Genomic DNA, 24,287 nt, shown 5'->3' on the forward strand with positions numbered 1-24,287 from the left:
CCAATGGAAAAGGGATCTGACCCCGCCGCCGCCACGGAAAGTCCCATCAACACATGGCGTGGATTTACCGTGTCGACCAAGGTCGACACCCACCAAGAGCAGGCAATGCCATTCCAACCGATCGCGGAACCTGTCGAAGGCGGGGGGGCCGGTTGCGGGGGTGTCCGCGGCATGGATGCCGCGGCCAAGCCCCCATGGATGGGTTTACGGCGTCCCCCGCCACCGGACCCACCCCGCCGCCGCACGGAATGCACGCCGTTGCCGTTGCCGTTGACGTTGCTGTTGCGGGTGCCGGGTGCAACCCGGCCAAAGCCCCCCCTTCCCCATACCCCGCCGAATGGGTATACAGTCGACCCATACCGGCACCGTGCCGGAATGAACCCTGGGAGGGGACCATGCGCAAGACCTTCAAGACCCTGCTGCTGGCGCTGCCACTGTGCCTGGCCGCGCTCTCGGCGCAGGCCGCCGACGGCGCCGCCGGCCGCTGGAAGACCATCGACGACAAGACCGGCAAGGTGAAGTCGATCGTCGAGATCACCCAGGCCGCCAATGGCACGCTGTCCGGCAAGGTGGTCGACATCCTGCACTCGGACAAGGGCCCGAACCCGGTCTGCGACGGCTGTGAAGGTGCCAACAAGAACAAGCCGGTGAAGGGCATGACCATCCTCTGGAACCTGAAGGCCGACGGCGCCAACAAGTGGTCCGGCGGCACCATCCTCGACCCGGCCAACGGCAAGACCTACAAGTCGAAGATGGAGCTGCAGGCCGGCGGCACCAAGCTGGATGTGTCCGGCTGCATCGCCTTCATCTGCCGCGCGCAGACCTGGCAGCGCGAGTAAGCGCCACGTCCCCCGCTTCACACCCGTGACCCGGCCCCGGCCGGGTCACCTCGTTGCGGGCATGCGATACTCTGCGGTTCCCCTCGGCTTCACCCCGCGACCATGACCCGTACCGCGCTCGTCACCACCGCCCTGCCCTACGCCAACGGCCCGCTGCACCTGGGCCACCTGGTCGGCTACATCCAGGCCGACATCTGGGTGCGTGCGCGGCGAATGAGCGGCGGCAAGGCCTGGTTCGTCTGCGCCGACGACACCCACGGCACCCCGATCATGCTGGCCGCAGAGAAGGCCGGGGTCACCCCGGAAACCTTCATCGCCAACATCCAGGCCAGCCACGAACGTGACTTCGCCGCCTTCGGCGTGGCCTTCGACCATTACGACTCGACCAATTCGGCAGCCAACAAGGCACTGACCGAGCAGTTCTACCTGAAGCTGGAAGCGGCCGGGCACATCAGTCGCCGCTCGGTCGCGCAGTTCTACGACCCGGCCAAGGGAATGTTCCTGCCCGACCGCTACGTGAAGGGCATCTGCCCGAATTGCGGCAGCGCCGACCAGTACGGCGACAACTGCGAAGTCTGCGGCGCCACCTATGCGCCGACCGACCTGAAGGAGCCGCGCTCGGTCATCTCTGGCGCCACACCGGAAATGCGCGATTCGGAGCACTTCTTCTTCGAGGTCGGCCACTTCGATGCGTTCCTGCGCGAATGGCTGGCCGGCGATGTCGCCCTGCCGGGCGTGAAGGCCAAGCTGGGTGAGTGGCTCAATGCCGAAGGTGGCCTGCGCGCGTGGGACATCTCGCGCGATGCGCCGTATTTCGGCTTCGAGATTCCCGGCCAGCCGGGCAAGTACTTCTACGTCTGGCTGGACGCACCGATCGGCTACCTGTCCAGCTTCCAGACCCTGTGCGGCAGGATCGGCGAAGACTTCGAGGCGCACCTGCGCGCCGGCACCAGCACCGAGCTGCACCACTTCCTCGGCAAGGACATCGTCAACTTCCACGGCCTGTTCTGGCCGGCGGTGCTGCATGGCACCGGCCACCGCGCGCCAACCCGCCTGCACGTCAACGGCTACCTGACCGTGGACGGCGCCAAGATGAGCAAATCGCGCGGCACCTTCGTGATGGCGCGTACGTTCCTCGATGCCGGCCTGGAACCGGAAGCGCTGCGTTATTACTTCGCGGCGAAGTCCGGTGGCGGCGTCGACGACCTCGACCTGAACCTGGGTGACTTCATCGCGCGCGTCAATGCGGACCTGGTCGGCAAGTTCGTCAACCTCGCCAGCCGCTGTGCCGGTTTCATCAGCAAGCGTTTCGACGGCCTTCTGGCTGCGCAGCTGCCCGACGCGGCCCAGTACCAGCGCTTCGTCGATGGCCTGGCACCGATCCGAGAAGCGTACGAGCGCAACGACCCGGCCGCCGCCATCCGCCTGACCATGACGCTGGCCGACGAAGCCAACCGCTATATCGATGATGTAAAGCCGTGGGTGATCGCCAAGCAGGAAGGCGCCGATGCGCAGCTGCAGGCCGTGTGCAGCCAGGGCCTGAACCTGTTCCGCGTGCTGGTCACCGCACTCAAGCCGGTGTTGCCGGCCACCGCCGCACAGGCCGAAACCTTCCTGGCCGCACAGGTGAACGACTGGACCGAACTGGCGCAGCCGCTGCTGGGCCATCGCATCGCCGATTACACCCCGCTGTTCACCCGTATCGACCCGAAGAAGATTGACGCCATGATCGACGCCTCCAAGGACACCCTGCAGACCACCACCGCTGCAGCCCCCACCGCCAAGAGCGAAGCTGCCAAGCCCGCCGCGCCTGTCGCCGCCAAACCCGAAGCGAACAACGCCGATGCACCGGCCACGATCGGCATCGACGACTTCGCCAAGCTCGATCTGCGCATTGGCAAGGTGCTGGCGTGCGAGTTCGTGGAAGGTTCGGACAAGCTGCTGCGCTTCGAACTGGACGCCGGCGAACTGGGCAAGCGCCAGATCTTCTCCGGCATCCGCGGCAGCTATGGCGAGCCGGAAAAGCTGGTCGGCCGCAGCGTGGTGTTCATCGCCAATCTGGCCCCGCGCAAGATGCGCTTCGGCCTGAGCGAAGGCATGATCCTGTCGGCCGGTTTCGACGGCGGCGCACTGGCGCTGCTGGACGCCGACAGCGGCGCACAGCCGGGCATGCCGGTCCGCTGATGCCCGCGGCGGGCGTGGCCTATGGCCGCGCCCGCCGGCACCGGCCCGGGGAAGCAACGCGATGGGAGGCAACGCAATGGAACTGGCGCTGTTCGACTTCGACCACACCGTGACCACCTGCGATACCTATGGCCGCTTCCTGCGCCGCGTCGCCACGGCCGAACAGCTGGCACAGGCATGGTGGAAGATCGGCCCGTGGCTGGCTGCGTACAAGCTGAAGCTGATCTCGGCAGAACGTATCCGCGCACGCGTCACCCGCCTGGCCTTCAGCGACCGTCATAGCGATGACATCACCACGCTGGCAGCCGGTTTCTCGCGTGATGTGCTGCCCGAAGTGGTGCGGCCGGAGATGCTGGAGCAGATCCGCTGGCACAAGGAACAGCAGCACACCGTGGTGATCGTGTCCGGTTCGCTGGACCTGTACCTGAAGCCGTGGTGCGAGCAGCTGGGCCTGCAGTTGATCTGCAACCGGCTGGAAAGCCAGGACGGCCGCCTGACCGGCCGTTATGCGGGCGGCGACTGCGGCCCGCGCAAGGTCGAGCACATCCGCCGCCAGTTCGATCTGTCGCGCTACGTACGCATCCATGCCTACGGTGACAGTTCCGAAGACAAACCGATGCTGGCGCTGGCGCACGAGCGCTGGTTCCGTGGCAAACCCCTGAAGTAACCCCAACGCGCAGCCTTCGCCACGCATGAGCCTGACCCCGCCCTTGACCGAACGCCTCGACCGCCTGCTGCCGCAGACCCAATGCGGGCAATGCGGCTACGACGGCTGCCGCCCGTATGCGCAGGCGATGGCACGTGGCGAAGCCGGCGTGGACCGCTGCCCACCCGGAGGCGACGCAGGCGCGCGGGCGTTGGCGCAGGTGCTGGGTGTGCCTGCGGCTGCGTTCGACCGCACGCGCGGCGAACACAAGGCGCCGCAGGTGGCATTGATCGTGGAAGCCGACTGCATCGGCTGCACCAAGTGCATCCAGGCCTGCCCGGTGGATGCCATTGTCGGCGGTGCCAAGTACATGCACACGGTGATCGCCGATCTGTGCACCGGCTGCGAGCTCTGCATCCCGCCGTGCCCGGTGGACTGCATCGAGCTGGTGCGCCTGTAACAGGGGGTCAGATCCCTTTTCCTTCGGAAAAGGGATCTGACCCCGTTCAATGATTACGGTACGGCCGCCGTCACCACGATCTCGACCTTCCACTCGGCGTGGGCCAGCTTGGCTTCGAACGTTGCGCGGGCCGGCGTTGCACCCTCGACCACCCACTCGTCCCACGCCTTGTTCATGCCATCGAAATCGGCGATGTCGGCGAGGAAGACTTCCGCACGCAGCACGTGCTGGCGATCACTGGCCACCAGCGCCAGCAGCTTGTCGATCTCGGCCAGCACCTGCCGGGTCTGCCCGGTGATGTCCTGGCTGGTGTCTTCCGGAATCTGGCCGGAGAGATAGGCGACCTTGTTGTACACGGTCATTTCGGACATGCGCGGTCCGACGTCGTAACGCTCCATCATGGGCGTGGCTCCTGCGGGTGATCAGGCCTGCATTGTCCTCCAAACCAGCCAACGGTGGGTGCATGGACGCTTTCCACGCAATGCCACTACCGGCCCATGACAGTTCTGCTGGTCAAATGCCAGCGACAGGCGCACGATGCGCCACGCCCGCGTTGACACCGCCCTCGCCCCTGCTGCCGCACCCTTGCGCCGATGACCGCCCCCTCCGATTCCATCGCTCCCCCTTCCACGCCCACCTGGAAGCGGGTGGCCACCATCGTCATCCCGCTGCTGATCCTGGCACTGGCCCTGCATGGCCTGGCCGGTGAGTTCGACGAGCATGGCTACCGTGCCATCCGCCAGGCCTTCCGCCAGCTCAGCGGTACCCAGATCGCGCTTACCGTGGTACTCGGCCTGGCCAGCTATGCCTGCCTGATCGGCTTCGACGCCATCGGCCTGCGCCGCAGCGGCATCCGCGTGCATCCGGCGCGCATCGGCATCACGGCCTTCCTCGCGCACACCCTCGGCCAGACCGTGGGCTTTGCCGCACTGACCGGCGGCGCCGTGCGCCTGCGCGGCTACCGCAGCGCCGGCCTGGACCTGGCGCAGATCGGCCAGGTGGTGCTGATGAGTACGCTCGGTTTCGTGTTCGGTGCGTGGCTGTTGATCAGCGTGGCGCTGTGCATGGAGCCTGCAGCGGCGGCATTGGCATTGCCGTTGAATCCAGACGCGGTGCGCGTGGTCGGCGTGGCCGCCCTGCTCGCATTTGTGGGCACCGTGTTGCTGGTCGGCCGCGAGGGACGGCAGTTCAGCGTGTTCGGCCATGCACTCTGGTTGCCCGACCGCCGCACCATGCTGGGTGTCACCGTACTCAGCGTCATCGAGCTGGTGCTGGCCAGTGCTGCGTTCTATGTGCTGCTGCCCGACTCCACGCCCACCGGCCTGCCCGGCTTCGTCGGCCTGTACCTGGTGGCGGTGCTGGCCGGCCTGGTCTCGACCGTGCCGGCGGGCCTGGGCGTGTTCGAGTGGAGCCTGCTGAAGCTGCTGCCACAGGTAGCCCCGGCAGCGGTGCTGGCCGCAGCGCTGATCTACCGCGTCACCTACTACGTGCTGCCACTACTGCTGGCCACCCTGCTTGCCCTCGCGCCCGCGCTGCGGCAACCGCTGCAGGCCAGTGCTGGGGCAACCCGTGCCGGCTGGAACGCGCTGCGCCCATGGCTACCGCAGATCATCGCGCTGGCGGTGTTCAGCATCGGTGCCGCGCTGGTCATTGACGGCACGCTGCCAACACCACGTCGTCATCTGGTCGGCGCCTCGCTGCCGATCCTGGAAACCTCGCACCTGATCGGCAGTCTCAGCGGTGTCGCCCTGCTGCTGATCGGACAAGGCCTGGCCAGGCGCAGCCACGCCGCGTGGATGCTGGCGATGGCGGTGTGCGTGATCACCCCGTTGCCGTTGTGGCTGCGCGGTGGCCAGCTGCTGATCGCGGTTTCTGCGCTGCTGGTGGCGATGGCGCTGTGGGCCGCACGCCGCGAGTTCTACCGCCAGGGCGCACTGCTCGATGAAGCCTGGTCATGGCCATGGCTGCGCAACCTCGGCCTGGTGCTGGTGGCGGTCACCTGGCTGCTGTTCTTCACCTACAGCCACGTCGAGTACCAGAACGAGCTGTGGTGGCAGTTCGCAGTGTCGGGCAATGCACCGCGCGCACTGCGTGCGTTGCTGGTGGTCGCGATCGCGCTGGTGATGTTCGGCCTGGCGCGATTGCTGCACAGCACGCGCAGCCCACTGCAACCCGCCGACGAGGCTACGTTGCAGTCACTGGCACCCGTGCTGGCTGGCGCCACTGATACCCAGGCCTGCCTGGTCCTGACTGCCGACAAGGCGGTTCTGCGTGATGAGGCCAAGCAGGGCTTCGTGATGATGCAGCGCTATGGCGGTTCGCTGATCGCGATGGGCGATCCGGTCGGTCCGCCGGACGTGGCGCGCGCCTTGATCTGGCGCTTCCGCGAGGAAGCCGACCGGCTCGGGCTGCGGCCGGTGTTCTACCAGGTCGGTGAAACCTATTGGCAGACCTATCTCGACCTCGGCCTGGGACTGGTCAAGCTGGGCGAAGAAGCGATGGTGCCGCTGCATGATTTCGGGCTGGAGGGACGCGAGCGTGCCGACCTGCGCCAGGCCTGGAACCGCGGCAAGCGCAGCGGCCTGTCCTTCCGCGTGGCATCGGTGGAAGAGATCCCAAGCCTGCTGCCGCGCCTGCACGCGATCTCCAACGCATGGTTGGAAGACAAGGCCGGCGATGAGAAGGGCTTCTCGCTCGGTAGTTACGACCCGGATTACCTGGTCCGCTTCCCGGTGGCACTGGTCGAAGCCGAGGGCCAGATCGTGGCCTTCGCCAACCTGTGGCAGGCACCGGCCGGTGCCGAGCTGTCGGTGGACCTGATGCGCCACGTCAACGAAGCTCCGAAGGGCACGATGGACTTCCTCTTCATCGAGCTGTTCCTGTGGGGCCGCGCACAAGGTTATGCGCGTTTCTCGCTGGGCATGGCGCCGTTGTCCGGGCTGGCCCAGCATCGACTGGCCGGGCGCTGGAACCGGCTGGCCGGCCTGCTGGCGCGGCACGGCGAGCGCTTCTACGGGTTCAGTGGCCTGCGCCGATTCAAGTCCAAGTTCGACCCGCAATGGCGGCCGCGTTATCTGGCCGCACCCGGTGGCATGCACCTGCCCGCCGCGCTGCTCGATGCCACGCGGCTGATCTCGCTGGATCCACGGCGGAATTGAGGCCGCTATCCGCCGGGCATGGCCCGGCGCTACTTGCCGCCCGGTAGGTGTCGACCTTGGTCGACACGCTCATCCCCAAGGCGCCCTCAGCCCCAGCGCCGACCAAGGTCAGCATCTACCAAGCGCTACATACCGCCCTTCAGGATCACTTCGGCGAGGCGGTCATAATCGCCACCGAAATGGTGATCGCCGGGCAGCTTTACCTTCTTCACACCATCATTGGCCGGCAGATCCGGGCACAGTGCGTCTTCGTCCTTGTCGCCATACACGCACACGGTCTTGGCTGCCGGCAACCTGGCCACTTCCGGTGCGATCGGCAGGCCGTCGCCACCACCGCCCAGCCAGTTGCTGACGTGGAACTCGAAGTCGGCCTTCTTCCCGACCGACAGCAGCACGATACGATCCAGCGAGTCGCGCGTACTGGCATCGAGCTGGTTGATGGTGGCCGGCAGTACGTCGGCGCCCTGCGAGAAGCCGATCAGCATCACCTTGTCGCGATGCCACTGGGTGCGGTAGTGGTCGATGATCTTCTGCAGGTCACCGGCAAAGCCCTTCGGCGTGCGCTCGCTCCAGAAGTAGCGCAGCGAATCGATGCCGACTACTGCCACGCCCTGCTCGTTGAGCGCAGACGCAACGTCCTTGTCCAGGCCGGCCCAGCCGCCGTCACCGGAGACGAACACCGCCAGCGTGTCACCGTTGCCGGAGGCCGGCACTTCCACTACTGGCAACCCCTTCAGCACAGCTGGTGGCGGGGCCAGGCTGATGCCCGCCTGTGCGCCAATCACCCGCGCCGCAGCCACCAGGCCCGGTGATGCATCACCACGCGTGGTGCGCTTGAACTCGCGCGCCATCGCGACCTGCTGCACGAACGCGCTGGCCTGGCCAACCTTGCAGCCGCGGTCGCCAGCGGCGCTCAACCACGGGAAATTCAGTTCGGCCGGTTGCAGCGCGTTGTGCTTGACCCCATCGCCGCAGACCATGCGCTGATGGTTGTGGTCCGGGCAGAAGCCAGTGGTCAGCAGGCCGGCGAACACCTGGGTGTCGGCCTGCGCCGCCAGCGTGTAGGCCATCTCGGCACCTTCGCCATCGCCGCCGACCAGCGGCAGGTGGTAGCCGGGCAGATGCAGGGAGGCCTGCAGCCAGCGCGAGAAATTCTCCACATCGCCGGAGCCGAACGAACAGGTCGGATCACCTTCGCGCTTGAGCACCCCGCGCAGGTGCGCGATGTCCACTGCCGCAACCAGCGCGCCGTCTGCACGCAGGGCCTCGATCGGCAGGCGGCTGGTGTCGCCACCGGCGGCGGGCTCATGGAACCAGATCACCACACGCTGCGGCGTGCCGGCCGGCATGTGCACCGGGATCTGCTCGAAGCGCCCATGACTGAACTGCTGTGCGGTGACCGCCGCTGTCGCCGGCAGTGCAGCCAGCGCCAGTACCACTCCCATTGCCCTGCCCAGCCCTGCATGCTTCATGTCGCAACCCCGGTGGAATGCGCACACGATACGCCGCTGCCGCGTGCACGGCATGTACCGGCGCAGTCCGTTGGGGATTCAGTCGGCTGCGGCCTGACGGCCGCGGCGGTACAGCGCCAAGGCCAAGTACAACAGCCAGCCCACGATCACCGCGATCACCACCTTCTGCCCCAGCCCGCGCGGCGGCCCGGCGCGCCACAACACATGCAGCCACAGCAGCACGAAGGCCAGCCAGGCCCAGCCCCAGAGCAGGCTGGCAGCGGTCTTCCAGCCCGGTTCGCGGCGCAGGTACCAGGCCTGCAGCAGCATGCCGACGCTGGCGCACAGGAACGCGGTATTGGCCGCCAGCCCATGGATGAAAGGGGCCAGCAGCGGTGTTGCCTCGGGCAACCAGCTGTCACCGATGGCGACCGTGGCCAGGCCCAGCGCGGACGCCGTGAACAACAACGGCGCCGCCGAACTGCGCCGTGGGCCGATGCTGCCGCGATACAACGCGATGCCCAGCACAGCGATCGCCAGCGCGAGCAGGCAGTACGCACTTCGCAGCAGCAGCCCCCACGGTCCGTGCAGGTAGAGGCTGAGCGTTGCCCGCACCCAGTCCAGGTCGGTGCGTGCGAACTGGGTCCACAACGCTGTGGCCATGAACAGCAGCAATGCCGCCATCGCCAGCAGCGCCGCAGGCCGCATGCGGCTCATGGCGTCGCCTCCGGATGCCGCGCCTTCCACTCGGCCAGCGCCTTGCGATAGCGCTGCAGCTCGTCGGCATACAGGTCGAGTACGCACAGCGGGCAGCCACTGCCACAGCATTCGTTGGGACCGGGTTCTTCCGGCGGCACGGGGCGGGGATCGGGATCAGTGACGGACACGGTGGCAAACGGCAATCGGTGGAAACAGGCCCCAGTGTAACGGGCTGGCTCAGGCGCCCAACTGGCGGCGCAGGTTTTCACGGGCCGCTGCGTCCAGGCGCTGGTGGAAGAATTCGCTGAGGAAGATGCGCGGCGCGCGCAGCAGGCCCTGCAGGAATCGACGCCGGCCGGCACGGTACAGGAAGCCTGGCACCACGCCCTTGTACTCCTCGGCCACACCGCGGTCGTAGGCCGTGAACACCGGTTCCGGCGCGGCCAGGATCGCCATGTCGCAGTCCAGGAACAAGGCCGCTTCGGCGTCGACATCGTCCAGCCCCAGCGCGCCATGGCGTGCGGTCAGCAGGATCAGCTGCTCCACCCGGGCCGCATCGACGCCGGCCAGTTCTGGCGCCTGCGCGATGGCCTGCACCGCCAGCTGCGCCGAACGCGCCTCGTTGTCCTTGCGCCCGGCCTGGTAGACCGCATCGTGGTAGAGCACGGCCAGATAGACCTCGGCCGGTTGCTGCCAGCCCGGGCCCTCGGCCACCTCCTGGCAGTGCTGCAGCACCGCGCGCACATGGCCGAAGTGGTGGTAGGCCCGTGGCGGCGTTGCATAGCTGTCCTGCAGCGCCTGCCACTGCGCCGGTGCAAGCGTCAGCGGAGAGAAGTCCATACCCGGATCATCACGCCTGTGCTGGCACCGGGCAAGCTGGCGGTTCTTTCACCACACCCTCACGACGCTTGCCAGGCGCGGCCTGGACGCGGTTGTCCACAGCTTTGTCGAGCGCTGGTCCACACCGGTTGTGGATGGATGGCGCTGCCGACCAACGGTGACGCCGGCGGCCTCCTCGCGGGTCTACACTCGCCGCAGGCGGGAGCGCCCGCCGCTGTCGGGAGCCGTCATGTACCATCCTGCCGCTCGCTTCCTGTTCCTCGCACTGGCCACGCTGGCAGCGCCGCCCGCGCTTGCACTGGGCCCCGCCGGGGCCGATGCCACCGCGATCACCGCCTCCCCCACCATTCCGTCGCCGCAGCAGGTATCGGCGATCCCCGCTGAGATGCGCGAGATGCTGCGCACGCAGGTGATCAATCGCGGCTACTCGCGTGAGCAACGCCTGCAGGGACTGGTGGAGATGATCTTCGACCGCCACGGCATGGACCTGCAGTACGACGCCGACGCGACCCTCACCGTCAGCGAGATCTGGCAGCAGCGTCGTGCCAACTGCCTGGCCTTCACCCTGATGTTCGTTGCGCTGGCACGCGAGGCCGGCATCCAGGCGCGCGTGCAGGAAGTGGGCCAGGTGGTGTCCTGGTACCAGGACCAGGCGCAGGGACTGGTTTACAGCGTGGGCCACGTCAATGCCGGGGTTGGATTCGGCGGGCGCTTCGCCACCGTCGACCTGGACCGCAACGTGCTGTACGACCGCCACGGCCCGCAACCGATCAGTCAGGCGCGTGCGCTGGCGCATTTCTACAACAACCGCGGCGCCGAACGCATGGCCGCTGGTGACATTCCCGGCGCGCGTGCGTTCTACGCGGCCGCGCTGGGCCAGGACAGTAGTTTTGCCGCCACCTGGAACAACCTGGGCGTGCTGGAGAACCGCAGCGGCGATGTCGCTGCGGCGCGCCGTTCACTGGAAATGGCCCTGCGCCTGGATGACCGCCATGACGCCGCGTTGAACAACGCCAGTGCGCTGTACCGCAAGCTGGGGCTGGTGGCCCAGGCGCAGGTGCTGGAGCGGCGCCTGCAGTGGGTCCAGCGCGAAGATCCATTCGCCCAGTACATGCTCGGCGCCAAGGCCGAACGCGCCGGCCAGCTGGATGCGGCGATCCGTTATTACCGGCAGGCAGTACGCCTGTACGACACCGCGCACCAGTTCCACTTCGGGTTGGCGCGGGTGTATTTCCTGGCCGGCCAGCTCAGGCGCGCCGACCGTGAACTGCTGCGTGCGCAGGAACTCGGCGGAGCCCCCGAGCAGGCGCGCTACCAGGCCAAGCTGGACAGCCTGGCCCGCTGGCGCGCGCAGCAGCAGGCCCGGCGCTGATCGGCGGTCAGGCCTTCTTGAGGAAGCAGGTCTTCAGGACCAGTCCCTTGATCTTGTCCGAATTGCCTTCGATGTGCTCGGCATCATCCTCGACCAGGCGGATGTTGCGGATCACGGTGCCCTGCTTCAGCGGAATCGAGGAGCCCTTGACCTTCAGGTCCTTGATCACCGTAACGGTATCGCCGGCCTGCAGGGTGTTGCCGTTGCTGTCACGCACGACCAGGGTCGAACCGGAACCTTCTTCGGCGGTCCACTCGAAGCCACAGTCGGCGCAGATCCACAGCGCGCCATCGGCATAGGTGTTTTCCAGGGTGCACTGCGGGCAGGCGGGAACAGAAGACATCGGCAAGTACCTCGAAATGAATCAACAGCCTGCATTGTAACCGCCCGGCCTTTTTTCCCATTTCCACGGGTGGTGCCTGAGGGTGCCCCGGTCCAGCTCGGCCCGCGAGGACGCAGGAACTTGCAGTCGGCCGCGAACTGCAGCAGAGTGCGCGGCCCCTGATCGTCCCCGGAACCCCCCATGCGCCTCGGCATCGACTTCGGTACCAGCAACTCCGCCGCCGCCATCGTGCGTGACGGTGAACTGCTGCCGATCCGCTTCGGTGACGCCGAGCAGTTCCGCACCAGCGTGTACTTCCCCGGCGTGGTCCCCGACCCGGACGACTTCCAGCTCGATGACGGCCAGGAACACCAGCTGCAGCAGATGATCGACAGCGCCGCGCGCGCGGCCCGCGCCGCCGGCCAGGAACGCACGCCGCAGGCGCTGCGTCGCGAAGCCCTGCGCGCCCTGCGTCGCGAATGGATGGAAGCGCGCGCCGGCAAGGAACGCAGTGCCAATGACCTGCTGCAGAACGCGATCTACGGCGATGAAGCGCTGGAAGCCTATTTCGAGGAACACGAGGGCAACCTGGTGCAGAGCCCGAAGTCGATGCTGGGCTACAACCTGCACCCGCGCGCGAAGCAGACCATCACCGGTATCGCCGCGCACATCCTCGAACACATCCGGCTGACCGCCAGCGCCCAGCTCGGCCAGCCGCTGCGCGCCGCCCTGCTTGGCCGCCCGGTGCAGTTCCGCAGCTCGATCGGCGAGGCCGGCAACGACCAGGCCCTGGACATCCTGCGCGAAGCAGCCGGCCAGGCTGGTTTCGACCACATCGATTTCCTCGAAGAGCCTGCCGCCGCAGCAATGCATTACCACGCTGAAAGCCGCGATCGCCATCAGGCGGTGATCGTCGATATCGGCGGCGGCACCACCGATATCGCCCACGCCGAAGTGGGGGGCAGCCAGGCCCCGCGCATCCACCGTGCCTGGGGTATTGCCCGCGGCGGCACCGATATCGACCTGGCCCTGAGCCTGTCCGGCTACATGCCGCTGTTCGGCCGCGGCATCACCCGCGTGCCCACCCACCACTACGTGGAAGCGGCCACCGTGCAGGACATGACCCGCCAGCGCGAATTCCGCCAGCACAACTACGACAACGTCGACGCGCCGTGGGGCGCGCGCCTGCAGGCACTGCAGGACACCGGCAACACGGCCCGCCTGTACCGCGATGTCGAGCGCGCCAAGATCGCCCTCAGCGGTGCAAGCGAACACCGCAGCACGCTGGATTACATCGCCCGCGACCTGCACGTGGACAACAGCGCCGCCGGCCTGGCCGCCGCCGCCCATGGCTACCTGAGCCAGATCCGCGAACTGCTGGCCCAGGTCCGCAGCGACATCGGCGGCGACCCGGATGCGGTGTTCCTGACCGGCGGCATGTCCCGCGCAGGCTACCTCCGCAAGGCGGTGGCCGAGGCCTTCCCGGGTGCCCGCATGGTCCATGGCGAACCCTCGCTGGGCGTGGTCCAGGGCCTCGCGCTGGCGGCAGCCAGCCGGGATTAACAAAACGTTACGCGGTCTGAGCTACCCTTGGTCGGCTAGAAAACCGCTGCACCTTCCGCTGGCCTCGCCGGTGTGTGTACCCATGGTGCAGCCTGGCCCGCCCGGCGGGTCTGGCGACCATGCCCTCTGGCTCGATCATGGTCCGCGTATTACCCGAGCCGCCATCGAGACCCGCTTTGGGCACCCGCCAGGCCCCTGTGGCCGTACAACCTGACGCTGAACCAGCACCCATCGACTGCCGCCGTTGTGACGCGGTCTGTTGCCGGTTGCCGGTCCTGCTGCAGCCCGGCGACCACGTGCCCGGCCAGTTCCTGTCGCGCGACACCCACGGCCGTGCCGTGATGGCGCGCAACGAAGAAGGCTGGTGCGCGGCGATCGATCCGTATCACCTGCGCTGCACGATCTATTCGCAGCGCCCGGCGATCTGCCGCCAGTTCTCGATGGGCGGCGACGACTGCCGCCGCGAGCGGCAGGACTACCTGCGCCAGGCCGAGTCCTGCGCGCTTTCCTCCCCTTCCACCTGACAGGAGCCACCATGCCCCGCAAGGCAAAGACCCCCGCGAAGGCCAGCAACAGCATCCGCAGTGAACGCAAGGGCGCATCCGCCAGCACCGTGGTCAGCAGCGACTCGATCGCTTCGGACCTGGCCGCGTTCCGCAAGAGCGGTGGCAAGATCGAAGTTCTCGGTACCACCTGGGCGCTGAAGAAAGCCAGCTGACCCTCCCCCGACCGCGGCGGCGCTGCCGCCGCGGCCTGCCGGACCGCGCTCAGCGATCCAGGCGTACCTGCACGCTGCCCGAGTGCGACTGGATGCGGATGTCACCATCACCGCCGCCCAGCCGGGTGTCCAGGCGGCTGCCCGGCCCATAGCGCGGCCGCTCGACGTCACCGGCGTCACTGTTGATCGAACCACTGAAGCTGTTCACCGACAGCTGTGCCGACACCGTGCGCGGCAGGCGCAGGTTGACCGATGCACTCACCGATTCGACATTGATGCGGCCACCCGGCGCCAGTCCGGCCGCGGCCAGGTCGATGCTGCCCGACACGGTTTCCACCGCCAGGCGCTGCACCCGCCCCGCATCGACGTCGACCCGACCCGATACGGTCTGCGCACCGATATCACCGGACACGCCGCCGCCCGCTTCGATGCGACCGCTGACCGTGTTCACGTCCAGTCTCGGCGTCTGCAGGCGAGCATTGACGCTGCCACTGACCGTATTGAGCTTGCTGTCGCCACTGCGCCCTGACGCGCTCAGGCTGCCGCTGACGGTGTCGGCCTGCAGCCGGCGAACATCGATGCCGCTGATCTCCTGACTGGCGCTGACCGTGCTCAACAGCAGCTCCACCGAGCGTGGCACATTCAGCACCAGCGTGGCGCCACCGCTGTTGTTGCGGCGCGGGTATTCGATCTCCCAGCGCACGCGGTTTGCACTCTTTTCCTGGCGCAGCTGCAGGCCATCGCTGAGCGTGCCGGTGAGCTGCACGTCGTTGCGGTCCCAGCCGCGCACGGTCACCTTGCCGGCTACGTTGCTCAGCTCGATACGGCCGCCCGGCGCCAGGTTGTGGCGCTCGTCGATCCGCGTATCGGCCAGCGCCACGGCGGGCACCAGCAACAGGGCGGCGCAGCAGGTCATCAGGATTCGGGTCATGGGGGATCTCCTCAGGTCGTCAAGCCGGACTCGGCGGCATAGGCCGCCTGCCGGGTCAGTTCCAGCCGCAGCGCGTAGGTACGCTTGAGCTGGCCAAGCAGGTGCGGGGCGCGCGGGTCCTGCGCCAGTGCGGCACGGATCTGCGCCGCACTTTCATCCAGTTCGTGCAGGGCTGGCTGCCATTCCGGCGCCCGTCCATCGGGCAGCGAAGCGACGGCCTGCTGGTACTGCTCGGTCATTGCCGCCGCCTGCAGCTGCAGCGCTGACTGTGCCGGCATCGGCTCATCCAACTGCGCATGGCGCCAAGGCACCACCGCGTACAGCGCCAGACTGGCGGCCAGTGCAGCCCCCACCGGCAACCACCAGCGGCGACGTGGGCGCAGCGGCAGGGCCACCACGTTGTCGGCCGGCGTGGGGTCCACGGGCGCTTCGCGCGGCGGCAAGTGCGCCGACAGGCGCGCCCAGCCATCGGTGGGTACGCTGCGTTCGGCTGGCAGCGCGCGCAGGCGTGCCAGCAGGTCGTGGTCGGAATCGTGGTCGCGTGTACTCATGTCATGTCTCCCAGCCGTGCGCGCAACAGGCCGCGCGCACGATGCAACTGTGCTTTGGAACTGCCGACGGCCATCTGCAGCTGTTCGGCGATTTCCTGGTGTTTCCAGCCTTCGATGTCGTGCAGTACCAGTACCGCACGTGCCCGTGGTGGCAGCGTCGACAGCGCCCGTTCGAGGTCGCGTTCGGTGCCGGCGCAGCGGTCGTGTACCGCCAGTTCCTGCAAGCCTCCGTCCACTTCGTCGAGACTGTCGTGATCCTGCCCGGCAGCACGCCCACGCAGTTCCATCAGCGCGGCGTTGACGCCCAGGCGATGCAGCCAGGTCGACAGGCTGCTTTCGAAGCGGAACCCCGGCAGCGCCTTCCACGCCTGCAGGAACGCTTCCTGCAATGCGTCTTCGGCGCGTGCCTGCTGGCCGCCACACAGCCGCCACAGCACAGCAAATACACGGGGCGCATGGCGCCGGTACAGCAGTTCATAGGCAGCGGTATCGCCGGCGGCCGCTGCCCGCACCAGGGCGGGTTCGTCGACGGCGTCGTTGGCGGCAGGCAGCGCGGGCATGGTGGTGTCGAGCATATCGCTTGGATGCACCGGCCCGGGAAAAGGTTTAAGGCAATCGACCGCCAACGCGATGCAACCTTTTCGGCGGCTGCTGCATCCATGGTAGGTCCTTCATGAAAATGCCGTCCGGGAGCCCTGCCATGTCCAGCCCATCCTGCGCCGCCCTGCTGGTGATCGCCGCCTGCGTTGTGCTGCAGGCACTGGGCCTGTCACTGCAGCTGCGTGCGGACAACGGACGCGCCTGCCTGCAGCAGCATCGCCAGGAGCTGGTCTGCCTGGCCTGGACACCCACGGTCGAATCGCCGGCACGCGCCGGGTAACATCAGCGTTTGTTACCGCCACCTGTTGTCGTCCCATGATGTTGTCGCTGAAGGATCACCTGCCCCCCTGGACCTACCCCTGGCTGCATGACGTGGGTATCGCCGTGAAGATCCTGCTGACCCTGCTTGCCGCCTGGCTGGTCAGGGTGCTGGCACGGCGCCTGATCCGCCGCTTCGCCGAGCACTACACACTGCCGCCGGAGATGGCGATGGGCGCGCGCCGGATCAGCAGTTTCGTGGTCTATTTCAGCGCGCTGCTGTACATCCTCAGCCTGCTGGGCGCGTCACCTTCGGTGCTGTGGACTGCGTTCACCGGTTTCGCTGCCGTGGGCGCGGTGGCCTTCTTCGCGGCCTGGAGCGTGCTGTCCAACATTTTCTGCACGCTGCTGATCTTCACCACCCGCCCGTTCCGCCTGCACGATTACATCGAAGTGCTGGAGAACGGCGAGAAGCCGGGCCTGAAGGGCCGGGTGATCGACGTGAACCTGATCTACACCACGCTGCAGGAAACCGGCGACGGCCACGAGGGCACGGTGCTGCAGCTGCCGAACAACCTGTTCTTCCAGCGCACGGTGCGCCGCTGGCGTGACCCGGCACAGGCCCCCGGTGGCATCCAGGGCGACGGCTGAGGGTGGTTTTCGGCAGGGCTGCGCCCTGCACCCGCTACGAGCTGGAACAATGCAACAGCAACAGCAAAAGCTGGTTTCCTGCGGGATGACGGGGTGGGTCCGGTGGCGGGAGACGCCGTAAACCCGTCCATGGGGGCTTGGCCGCGGCATCCATGCCGCGGACACTCCCGCCACCGGCCCCACCCCGCCTTCGACAGATTTCCGCGATCTGCCGGGACGGCACGGGGTCGGATCCCGTTGCTACGCAACGGGCTCTGACCCCAATTTGACTATCGATATCTGACAGATTTCATCCATGCATGGCGTGGATCTATCAGATCCAGGAAATCTGTCAGAGGTGGGACGGTGTGGGTAGGCAGGACCGTTGGCGCCATGGATGGCGCCATCGAGCCCCCATGGATGGGTTTACGGCGTGTCCTGCCTACCCACACCGTCCCGCCATCCCACTGAATGCCAGCTGTTGCTGTTGCCCTGGCTTGAAGCATCTGCGGGTGCAGGGCTGCAAGCCCTGCCGAACAACCTTTACCTCAACTGGCTGTCCTTGCTGCCACGGCGGTTGTAGCCGGCATGCGCCTGCTCTTCGTCGTCATGCACCTGCTGGCACGCCACGCACAGACGTACACCAGGCACGGCCTGGCGCCGCGCCAACGGGATCGGCGCGTCGCACTCCTCACAGTGCTCCAGACCCGGGCCCTCACGCAGCTGGCGCCGCGCGCGGGCAATCGCATCGTCAACCGTGGCATCGATCTGGTCCTGGACCGCGCCGTCTCCCGCCCAACCGGTGGCCATGGCCATCCTCCGCAGGTGTGTCGCCTGATATGGGGACGATACACCGCGCAGTAAACGGTAGCGCCGGGCCATTCCCGGCGGGCCTTCAGCAAGCTGAGCAGAAGGCAGACGGCCCGGATCAGGTCGATCGCGACTTAATCCCCTCCGTCCCCTTTCTTGCTTACCAGACCAGGTCGTCCGGCACCTGGAACTGGGCGTAGTAGGCATCGTCTTCAGCGTTGCCGGTGGAGATCTCGGAGGTCGAGCCCTGCTGGCCGTGATCGACGATGATCGCTTCCGGGGCACGTTCACGCACCTTTTCGGCGGCAGCGCGCGGCAGCAACGCGTAGCCCTCGCCGTGGGCGACGATGACCAGCACGCCCACCGACAGCGCCTTGCGCAGCTTGGGGTCGATCAACAGGGTGCGGATCGCCGCACCGTCGCTGAAGCGGTATTCGTCGTCGCCCTTGTGGGGCACGGCATGGGCGCTGATGATCTGTTTGGCCTGGGCTTTCTGTTCAGCCTGCTTGGCCTGGGCATTGCGCTCGGCCGCCAGCGCGCGATCGCGCTCGATCTTCTCCGCGCGGGCACGTTCAGCCTCACGCTGGACCTCGGCCGAGGTCGATTCGGCCTTGCCTTGGCGGGCCTTGGCCTGCGCGCTCGCGGCGGCGCTGGCCTGCGACTTCTTGGCCAGGCCGGCCTTGAGCAATTGTTCCTGCAGCGCGTTGGGCTTTGCCATGGTCGATGCGTACCGCGTGTAATCTGGAGGCCCCATTCTACCGACGCCCCGCCGCCCCTGCATGGCAGTCCTGAAGTACCTCACCGGCTATCCCGAACCCCTGGTCGCCCAGGTCAGCGAACTACTGGCGCAGGGCAAGCTCGGCCCCTGGCTGCAGCAGCGCTATCCCGATCCGCATGAAGTGCGCAGCGACCGCCAGCTGTACGACTACACGCAGGACATGAAGGACCGCTACCTGCGCAAATCGGTGCCGCTCAACAAGGTCTGCTACGACAATACGCTGGAAGTCATCAAGCACGCACTGGGCACCCACACCGCCATTTCCCGCATACACGGTGGCCGCCTCAAGGCCAGCCGCGAGATCCGCATCGCCACCGTGTTCCGGCAGGCGCCTGCCGCATTCCTGCGCATGATCGTGGTGCACGAACTGGCCCATCTGAAGGAGGCCGACCACAACAAGGCCTTCTACCAGCTGTGCCAGCACATGGAGCCGGATTACCTGCAGCTGGAGTTCGATACCCGCCTGTACCTGACCGAGCTGGCCAACCGCGGCCAGCGCTGAACCGGCGTTGCGGCTACACTGCGCGCCCCCTGCCTGACCTTTCCGCCATGGAACCGACCCGTCTCGACAAACGCCTGTCCGCCCTGCTCGGCATCCCGCGCGGTGAAGCCCGGCGCTACATCGAAGGCGGCTGGGTCAGCGTCAATGGCGAGGTGGTCGAGCAGCCGCAGCGCCCGGTCGACGAGAGCGCGGTGATCGTGGTGGCCGAACAGGCCAGCGATGACAAGGCCGAGCGGGTCACCATGCTGCTGCACAAGCCTGCTGGCGTCGCGGCCGAAGCGCTGTGTGCGTTGATCAGCAGCGACAGCCGCAGTGAACTTGATGCCAGCGGTACCCGCCCGTTGCAGCGCCATTTCCATGGACTGCAGCTGGCTGCCGCGCTTCCGGCCAGCGACAGCGGCCTGGTGGTGGTCAGCCAGGATCCGGCGACGCTCGCCCACCTGCAGCGCAATCTCGGCCGCACCGAGCAGGAGTACCTGATCGAAGTGGCTGAAGGCGGACCCGAACGCGGGCCCTGGTTGATGGCGCGGCTGCAGCACGAATCCGGTGGGGCCAAGGTCAGCTGGCAGAGTGAGCAGCGCCTGCGCTTCGCCGGCAAGGGCCTGACGGCCAAGGGCCTGCGCGTGGCAGTCGGCGCCGTGGGGCTGCAGGTTGCCGCAGTGCGCCGCTTGCGCATCGGCCGCGTGGCGCTGGGGCCGCTGCCGCCGGGGCAGTGGCGCTACCTGGGCAGCGACGAGCGGTTCTGAGGCCGTCCAGGGTCGGATCCCCTGCCGCAGGCAAGGGCTCTGCCCCTTCAACCCTCGGGGTCGGATCCCTTTCCGCGGGAAAGGGCTCTGACCCCATCCACGCATGGCGTGGATCTACGGCGACAGGTCTGTTGGCTTTCATCCACGCATGGCGTGGATCTACCATCGGGGCATGAGCCCGCCCAAGCCCCTGTGGCGACGCCTGCTGCGCGTCGCTGCGATCCTCCTCGCAATCCTGTTGCTGCTGGTCCTGTCCGGCCTGCTGCTGGCCGACCACCTCACCCCGCAGGCGCGTGGCGTGCCCTCGCAGGTGCTGCCACTGCAGCCGGCGCAGACCCGTATCGACCAGCAGATCGGGCCGCTGCAGGCGGCCCATCCCGGGCAATCCGGCGTGGCCTTCCTCAGCGATGGCATGGACGCCTTCGCGGCGCGCGCGATGATCACCTCGCATGCGGGACGCAGCCTCGACCTGCAGTACTACATCTGGCACGACGACCTGATCGGCCACCTGATGGCCAAGGCGCTGTACGACGCCGCCGAGCGCGGTGTGCGCGTGCGGATCCTGCTCGACGACATGAACGCCAAGGACAAGGACGCGCTGATGATGGCGCTCGATGCGCATCCGAACATCGAGATCCGCCTGTACAACCCGTTCCGCAACCGCAGCGGCATCGCGCGTACGCTGGAGCTGGTGCAGCGCGCTTTCAGCGTGAACCACCGCATGCACAACAAAAGCTGGATCGCAGACGGCCGCATCGCGATCGTCGGTGGCCGCAACATCGGCGAGGAATACTTCAGCGCGCGCGACGACGTGAACTTCCAGGACCTGGACCTGGTGGTGGCCGGGCCCGCCGTGCAGCAGGCCAACCAGATCTTCGACGACTACTGGAACAGCACCGCGGCCATCCCGATTTCCGCGCTGGCGTCATACAGCGATGAACAGCTGCGACAGCTGGTACGGCAGTCGGACCTGGATGCGATGCATGCCAAGGCGCAGCCCTATCTGCAGCGTGTGGCCGACTCGCGCCGCCTGCAGCGGCCCAGCCCTGAGCCGCTGCACTGGAGCGCGAACGTACGCATCGCTTCCGATCCACCGATGAAGCACCGCGACGATGATCGCCGCGGCTGGCTGGTCAGCACGCTCAGTGAGGAACTGCGCAGCACCCGTCGCAGTGCATTGCTGATCTCGCCGTACTTCGTGCCTGGCGTGGAAGGCGTGGAGGGTTTGGCGGCAATGGCTGCGCGCGGTGCGCAGGTCGGCGTGGTCACCAACTCACTGGCCGCCAACGACGTGGCGGCGGTACACGGTGGCTACATGGGCTATCGCGTGCCGTTGCTGAAGGCCGGCGTGCAGCTGTACGAGCTGAAGGCGCATGGCCAGCTGGATACCAGCCTGTTCGGCAGCAGCGGTGCCAGCCTGCACACCAAGGCGTTCGTGGTCGATGACCGCCGCGGCTTCGTCGGCTCGTTCAACCTCGACCCGCGCTCGGCCTTCCTCAATACCGAGATGGGCGTGTTGTTCGACGACCCAGTGCTGGGGGCGCAGCTGCGCGATGAATACCTGCGCCTGGCCAGCCCCGAACACAGCTGGTGGCTGGCACTGGGCCGGAACGATGCGCTGCGCTGGCTGCAACGGCAGCCGCCGCCGCACTGGGTCGAAGCCGAACCCGGTGCCAGCCTAGGCAAGCGCTGGACCGCGCGGGTGATCAGCTGGCTGCCGGTGGAATCGCAGCTGTAGCGCTCAGGGTGCCGTTCCGGCCTCATCCTGTGCGGCTTCATCCAGCGTTTCCACGCTGCGGCCGTGCAGGCGCCGCCAGATCCAGCGCAGCGCATGCGGTGGTGCCGACGGCAGTTGTTCAAGCAGGGCCAGCATGCGGCCCTGGCTGGCATGGCCATGCCGGCACAACAGGCTGGCCGCAGCCGCCGCGCTGGCCAGGCGGAGGCTGTCGGCCAGTGGTCCGTCCGCCTCCGGCGCCAGCGCCTGGTGCACCGGCTCGGGCAGTTCCCATGCCGCTGCCACGCGCTGTGCCAACGGCAGCGACCACTGCTGCAGCAGCTGCAGGGCCAGCGCCGGCTCCACAGCTTCTCCGCGTGCCTGGGCTTCCTGCAGCAGCTGGCGCATCACCAGCGCCGCACCCAGCCCCTGCACCAGACCCAGCCACTGTGCGGCGAAGGCATCACCGAAGGTGACCGTGCGCGCGTGGTCGGCAGCCGCGCGCGAAGCCAGCAGCGCGTGCTCCCAGATGATCGTGCTGAACTGCGGGAACGCATCGCACTGCATCTGCATCACCGGCTGCACCAGCACTGCACTGATGATCTGCCGCACGCCTTCGGTACCGACCAGGGTCACCGCCCGCTGCAGACTCTCCACCGGTCGCTCGTGCACTTTGTAGGCCGGGCTGTTGGCGATGCGCAGCAAATTGCCGGTCAGCACCGGGTCCTGGCCGATGATCGCGGCCATTACCCGTGCCGAGGCGGCATCGTCGTTCACGGTCTGGATCAATTGCGGCAGCAGCTGCGGACGGCGTGGAAGCTGCCGGGTGGCCCAGTCGCGGTCCTGCAGCGCGCGTGCCACCGCTTCCCCCAACGCCGGATCCTGCACCGGCGCCGGCTCACCGGCCAGCCGAGGGTAGAGCGCCAGCGCATGCAGGCCGCGCTGCAGATGTGCCGCGATCTCCGCCGATGGCAGGGCTTCACCCTGCAGGCTGGCAGCTGCCGCCGCCACTGCCTGTCGCGATACAGCCGCCAAGCGGGACGGTGCGGTCCCGGTCGAGCGCGCCAGCCAGCCGCGCAGCGATCGCCACCAGGCCGGCGTCATCGCCGCCCGCCCTGTCGTTGTGGTGCCCGTGCCGTCACTGACTGCCCTGCCTCTTCACACGAATCCGGCTACCCGCCGTCGTCGCAGCATCGGCCGCACTTTCATCTTCTTTAACCGGAAGGCTGCCGATGTCGACGGCACCGGCCGGGGGAATGGACTAGAATGGCGCCGCGCGACCCGTCCCCCTGCACCGACGACGTCGCTTTTTTTGTTTTGGGACCCTACCGTTCACTGGCCGTTCGCTGCAGTTCGCCGCTGTTCGCGCCATCGGAGACGCCATGCTATTCGAAACCCTCGCCACCACCGGCCACGAACAGGTGGTGTTCTGCCACAACCACGACGCCGGCCTGCAGGCGATCATCGCCATCCACAACACCACCCTGGGCCCGGCCCTGGGCGGCGTGCGCATGCGTCCCTACGCCAGCACCGACGAGGCACTGGCTGACGTGCTGCGGCTGAGCCGGACGATGACCTACAAGAATGCGCTGGCCGGCCTCAACGTGGGTGGCGGCAAGGCCGTGATCATCGGCGACCCGAAGGTGGACAAGACCGAAGTTCTGTTCCGTGCCTTCGGCCGCTATGTCGATTCGCTCGGTGGGCGCTACATCACCGCCGAGGACGTCGGCACCGACGTCAACGACATGGAGAACATCTACCTGGAGAGCCAGTTCGTGACCGGCGTTCACCAGGTCCATGGCGGCTCCGGCGATCCGGCGCCCTTCACCGCCTACGGTGCGCTGCAGGCGCTGATGGCGGCGATGCGCTTCAAGTTCGGCCATGAGGAAGTGGGCAAGACCAGCATCGCGGTGCAGGGCCTGGGCCACATCGGCATGGAACTGGTGAAGCTGCTGCGCGATCGCGGAGCCAAGCTGTATGTCACCGATCTGGACAGCGCGCTGGTTGATCGCGCGGTCAGCGATTTCGGCGCCGAAGCAGTCAAGCCGGACGAGATCCACGAGGTGAACGCCGATGTGTTCGCACCGTGCGCACTGGAAGGCGCCATCAATGCCGACACCCTGCCGCGGATCAAGGCGAAGATCATCTGCGGTACCGCCAACAACCAGCTGTCGAGCCTGGAAATCGGCGATGAGCTGCACGCGCGCGGCATCCTGTATGCGCCGGACTATGCGGTCAACGCCGGCGGCGTGATGAACGTGTCGCTGGAGATCGATGGCTACAACCGCGAACGCGCGATGCGCCTGATCCGCAGCATCTACCACAACCTCACCCGCATCTTCGAACTGTCGCAGCGCGAGAACATCGCGCCGCAGCGGGCGGCCGACCGCATCGCCGAGAGCCGCATCCTGTCGATCGGCAAGCTGAAGATGCCGCTCGGCCGCAGCACCCCGCGCCTGGGCAACCTGCGCGGCGGCTGAGCCTGCCGTGGTCGCGCCGGGCATTCCCCGGCGCG

27 protein-coding genes are annotated in these 24,287 nt (G+C 67.4%); 15 read left to right on the top strand and 12 right to left on the bottom strand.

What is annotated here, in order from left to right; translation table 11 throughout:
- The first annotated feature begins 395 nt into the window (after positions 1 to 395).
- The 4 genes from V9K93_RS16765 to rnfB all read left to right on the top strand — a co-directional run bounded on the left by V9K93_RS16765 (position 396) and on the right by rnfB (position 4,129).
- Positions 396 to 839: a DUF2147 domain-containing protein gene (locus V9K93_RS16765; RefSeq protein ID WP_046985605.1), complete on the top strand. Its 444-nt coding sequence runs from the start codon at positions 396 to 398 to the stop codon at positions 837 to 839.
- Positions 840 to 941: 102 nt separating this feature from the next.
- Positions 942 to 3,023, top strand: a complete 2,082-nt coding sequence (gene metG, locus V9K93_RS16770) for a methionine--tRNA ligase (protein ID WP_253079462.1) — start codon at positions 942 to 944, stop codon at positions 3,021 to 3,023.
- A gap of 76 nt (positions 3,024 to 3,099) precedes the next feature.
- The gene (locus V9K93_RS16775) at positions 3,100 to 3,690 is read left to right on the top strand and encodes an HAD family hydrolase (protein WP_046985603.1); all 591 of its coding nucleotides are present in this window, start codon (positions 3,100 to 3,102) and stop codon (positions 3,688 to 3,690) included.
- Positions 3,691 to 3,715: 25 nt separating this feature from the next.
- Entirely contained in the window at positions 3,716 to 4,129 is a 414-nt protein-coding gene (gene rnfB / locus V9K93_RS16780; protein ID WP_046985602.1) for an Rnf electron transport complex subunit RnfB, read from the top strand.
- A gap of 53 nt (positions 4,130 to 4,182) precedes the next feature.
- Here rnfB and V9K93_RS16785 read toward each other — a convergent pair whose 3' ends face one another.
- Positions 4,183 to 4,530, bottom strand: a complete 348-nt coding sequence (locus V9K93_RS16785) for a RidA family protein (protein WP_005418155.1) — start codon at positions 4,528 to 4,530, stop codon at positions 4,183 to 4,185.
- Between the two features lie 192 nt (positions 4,531 to 4,722).
- On the opposite strand from V9K93_RS16785, the gene mprF reads away from it, so the two are divergent.
- A complete protein-coding gene (gene mprF, locus V9K93_RS16790) occupies positions 4,723 to 7,287 on the top strand; it encodes a bifunctional lysylphosphatidylglycerol flippase/synthetase MprF (RefSeq protein WP_046985601.1) in 2,565 nt (854 codons plus the stop codon).
- Positions 7,288 to 7,412: 125 nt separating this feature from the next.
- On the opposite strand, the gene V9K93_RS16795 is transcribed toward mprF, so the two are convergent.
- The 4 genes from V9K93_RS16795 to V9K93_RS16810 form a co-directional block, all read right to left on the bottom strand.
- A complete protein-coding gene (locus V9K93_RS16795) occupies positions 7,413 to 8,759 on the bottom strand; it encodes a virulence factor family protein (RefSeq protein WP_046985600.1) in 1,347 nt (448 codons plus the stop codon).
- A 78-nt stretch (positions 8,760 to 8,837) separates the two neighbouring features.
- A complete protein-coding gene (locus tag V9K93_RS16800; RefSeq protein ID WP_337302905.1) occupies positions 8,838 to 9,455 on the bottom strand; it encodes a DUF998 domain-containing protein in 618 nt (205 codons plus the stop codon).
- Positions 9,452 to 9,625 (bottom strand): oxidoreductase-like domain-containing protein, encoded by a 174-nt coding sequence (locus tag V9K93_RS16805; RefSeq protein ID WP_046985606.1) that lies wholly within the window; start codon positions 9,623 to 9,625, stop codon positions 9,452 to 9,454. The genes V9K93_RS16800 and V9K93_RS16805 overlap by 4 nt, the downstream gene beginning before the upstream one ends.
- A 49-nt stretch (positions 9,626 to 9,674) precedes the next feature.
- Positions 9,675 to 10,277 (bottom strand): HD domain-containing protein, encoded by a 603-nt coding sequence (locus tag V9K93_RS16810; protein ID WP_046985598.1) that lies wholly within the window; start codon positions 10,275 to 10,277, stop codon positions 9,675 to 9,677.
- Between the two features lie 229 nt (positions 10,278 to 10,506).
- Here V9K93_RS16810 and V9K93_RS16815 point away from each other — a divergent pair, with 229 nt between their 5' ends.
- A complete protein-coding gene (locus V9K93_RS16815; RefSeq protein WP_337302906.1) occupies positions 10,507 to 11,649 on the top strand; it encodes a transglutaminase domain-containing protein in 1,143 nt (380 codons plus the stop codon).
- A gap of 7 nt (positions 11,650 to 11,656) precedes the next feature.
- Here the strand turns inward: V9K93_RS16815 and V9K93_RS16820 are convergent, their stop codons facing one another.
- Positions 11,657 to 11,992: a zinc ribbon domain-containing protein YjdM gene (locus V9K93_RS16820; protein WP_046985596.1), complete on the bottom strand. Its 336-nt coding sequence runs from the start codon at positions 11,990 to 11,992 to the stop codon at positions 11,657 to 11,659.
- A gap of 180 nt (positions 11,993 to 12,172) precedes the next feature.
- Between V9K93_RS16820 and V9K93_RS16825 the strand changes: the two genes are divergently transcribed.
- From V9K93_RS16825 to V9K93_RS16835, 3 genes are all read left to right on the top strand, one after another.
- Positions 12,173 to 13,534 (top strand): Hsp70 family protein, encoded by a 1,362-nt coding sequence (locus tag V9K93_RS16825; RefSeq protein WP_337302907.1) that lies wholly within the window; start codon positions 12,173 to 12,175, stop codon positions 13,532 to 13,534.
- A gap of 230 nt (positions 13,535 to 13,764) precedes the next feature.
- On the top strand, positions 13,765 to 14,058 hold the full coding sequence (locus V9K93_RS16830) for a YkgJ family cysteine cluster protein (RefSeq protein ID WP_050559906.1): 294 nt from the start codon (positions 13,765 to 13,767) through the stop codon (positions 14,056 to 14,058).
- A gap of 11 nt (positions 14,059 to 14,069) precedes the next feature.
- The gene (locus V9K93_RS16835) at positions 14,070 to 14,252 is read left to right on the top strand and encodes a hypothetical protein (RefSeq protein ID WP_012511788.1); all 183 of its coding nucleotides are present in this window, start codon (positions 14,070 to 14,072) and stop codon (positions 14,250 to 14,252) included.
- Positions 14,253 to 14,301: 49 nt separating this feature from the next.
- Here the strand turns inward: V9K93_RS16835 and V9K93_RS16840 are convergent, their stop codons facing one another.
- The 3 genes from V9K93_RS16840 to V9K93_RS16850 are packed head-to-tail and all read right to left on the bottom strand — an operon-like array spanning position 14,302 to position 16,309.
- Positions 14,302 to 15,183 carry a DUF4097 family beta strand repeat-containing protein gene (locus V9K93_RS16840; protein WP_136639569.1) on the bottom strand — a complete coding sequence of 294 codons (882 nt, stop codon included), beginning with the start codon at positions 15,181 to 15,183 and terminating at the stop codon, positions 14,302 to 14,304.
- An 11-nt stretch (positions 15,184 to 15,194) separates the two neighbouring features.
- Positions 15,195 to 15,734, bottom strand: coding sequence for a hypothetical protein (locus V9K93_RS16845; protein WP_295382093.1), 540 nt, complete (start codon positions 15,732 to 15,734; stop codon positions 15,195 to 15,197).
- Positions 15,731 to 16,309 carry an RNA polymerase sigma factor gene (locus V9K93_RS16850; RefSeq protein WP_019337006.1) on the bottom strand — a complete coding sequence of 193 codons (579 nt, stop codon included), beginning with the start codon at positions 16,307 to 16,309 and terminating at the stop codon, positions 15,731 to 15,733. The genes V9K93_RS16845 and V9K93_RS16850 overlap by 4 nt, the downstream gene beginning before the upstream one ends.
- A 125-nt stretch (positions 16,310 to 16,434) precedes the next feature.
- On the opposite strand from V9K93_RS16850, the gene V9K93_RS16855 reads away from it, so the two are divergent.
- Both V9K93_RS16855 and V9K93_RS16860 read left to right on the top strand, forming a co-directional pair.
- Positions 16,435 to 16,614, top strand: coding sequence for a hypothetical protein (locus tag V9K93_RS16855; RefSeq protein WP_046988612.1), 180 nt, complete (start codon positions 16,435 to 16,437; stop codon positions 16,612 to 16,614).
- Positions 16,615 to 16,649: 35 nt separating this feature from the next.
- On the top strand, positions 16,650 to 17,243 hold the full coding sequence (locus V9K93_RS16860; RefSeq protein WP_136639571.1) for a mechanosensitive ion channel family protein: 594 nt from the start codon (positions 16,650 to 16,652) through the stop codon (positions 17,241 to 17,243).
- Positions 17,244 to 17,765: 522 nt separating this feature from the next.
- Here V9K93_RS16860 and V9K93_RS16865 read toward each other — a convergent pair.
- Both V9K93_RS16865 and V9K93_RS16870 read right to left on the bottom strand, forming a co-directional pair.
- A complete protein-coding gene (locus V9K93_RS16865; protein ID WP_100435179.1) occupies positions 17,766 to 18,032 on the bottom strand; it encodes a DksA/TraR family C4-type zinc finger protein in 267 nt (88 codons plus the stop codon).
- Between the two features lie 160 nt (positions 18,033 to 18,192).
- Complete coding sequence (locus tag V9K93_RS16870) at positions 18,193 to 18,750, bottom strand: DUF2058 domain-containing protein (protein ID WP_046985821.1); 558 nt, start codon at positions 18,748 to 18,750, stop codon at positions 18,193 to 18,195.
- Between the two features lie 61 nt (positions 18,751 to 18,811).
- Between V9K93_RS16870 and V9K93_RS16875 the strand changes: the two genes are divergently transcribed.
- The 3 genes from V9K93_RS16875 to V9K93_RS16885 all read left to right on the top strand — a co-directional run bounded on the left by V9K93_RS16875 (position 18,812) and on the right by V9K93_RS16885 (position 21,796).
- Positions 18,812 to 19,312: a M48 family metallopeptidase gene (locus V9K93_RS16875; protein ID WP_046985820.1), complete on the top strand. Its 501-nt coding sequence runs from the start codon at positions 18,812 to 18,814 to the stop codon at positions 19,310 to 19,312.
- Positions 19,313 to 19,359: 47 nt separating this feature from the next.
- Positions 19,360 to 20,058, top strand: coding sequence for an RNA pseudouridine synthase (locus V9K93_RS16880; RefSeq protein ID WP_046985819.1), 699 nt, complete (start codon positions 19,360 to 19,362; stop codon positions 20,056 to 20,058).
- A gap of 148 nt (positions 20,059 to 20,206) precedes the next feature.
- Positions 20,207 to 21,796, top strand: coding sequence for a phospholipase D family protein (locus V9K93_RS16885; RefSeq protein WP_337302908.1), 1,590 nt, complete (start codon positions 20,207 to 20,209; stop codon positions 21,794 to 21,796).
- Positions 21,797 to 21,799: 3 nt separating this feature from the next.
- Here the strand turns inward: V9K93_RS16885 and V9K93_RS16890 are convergent, their stop codons facing one another.
- Positions 21,800 to 22,876, bottom strand: a complete 1,077-nt coding sequence (locus V9K93_RS16890; RefSeq protein WP_046985817.1) for an HDOD domain-containing protein — start codon at positions 22,874 to 22,876, stop codon at positions 21,800 to 21,802.
- Positions 22,877 to 23,154: 278 nt separating this feature from the next.
- Between V9K93_RS16890 and V9K93_RS16895 the strand changes: the two genes are divergently transcribed.
- Complete coding sequence (locus V9K93_RS16895; RefSeq protein WP_004153019.1) at positions 23,155 to 24,252, top strand: Glu/Leu/Phe/Val dehydrogenase dimerization domain-containing protein; 1,098 nt, start codon at positions 23,155 to 23,157, stop codon at positions 24,250 to 24,252.
- Positions 24,253 to 24,287 lie beyond the last annotated feature (35 nt).

It is taken from the genome of Stenotrophomonas sp. CCNWLW162 (assembly GCF_037203745.1).
GTDB lineage: Bacteria > Pseudomonadota > Gammaproteobacteria > Xanthomonadales > Xanthomonadaceae > Stenotrophomonas > Stenotrophomonas maltophilia_AQ.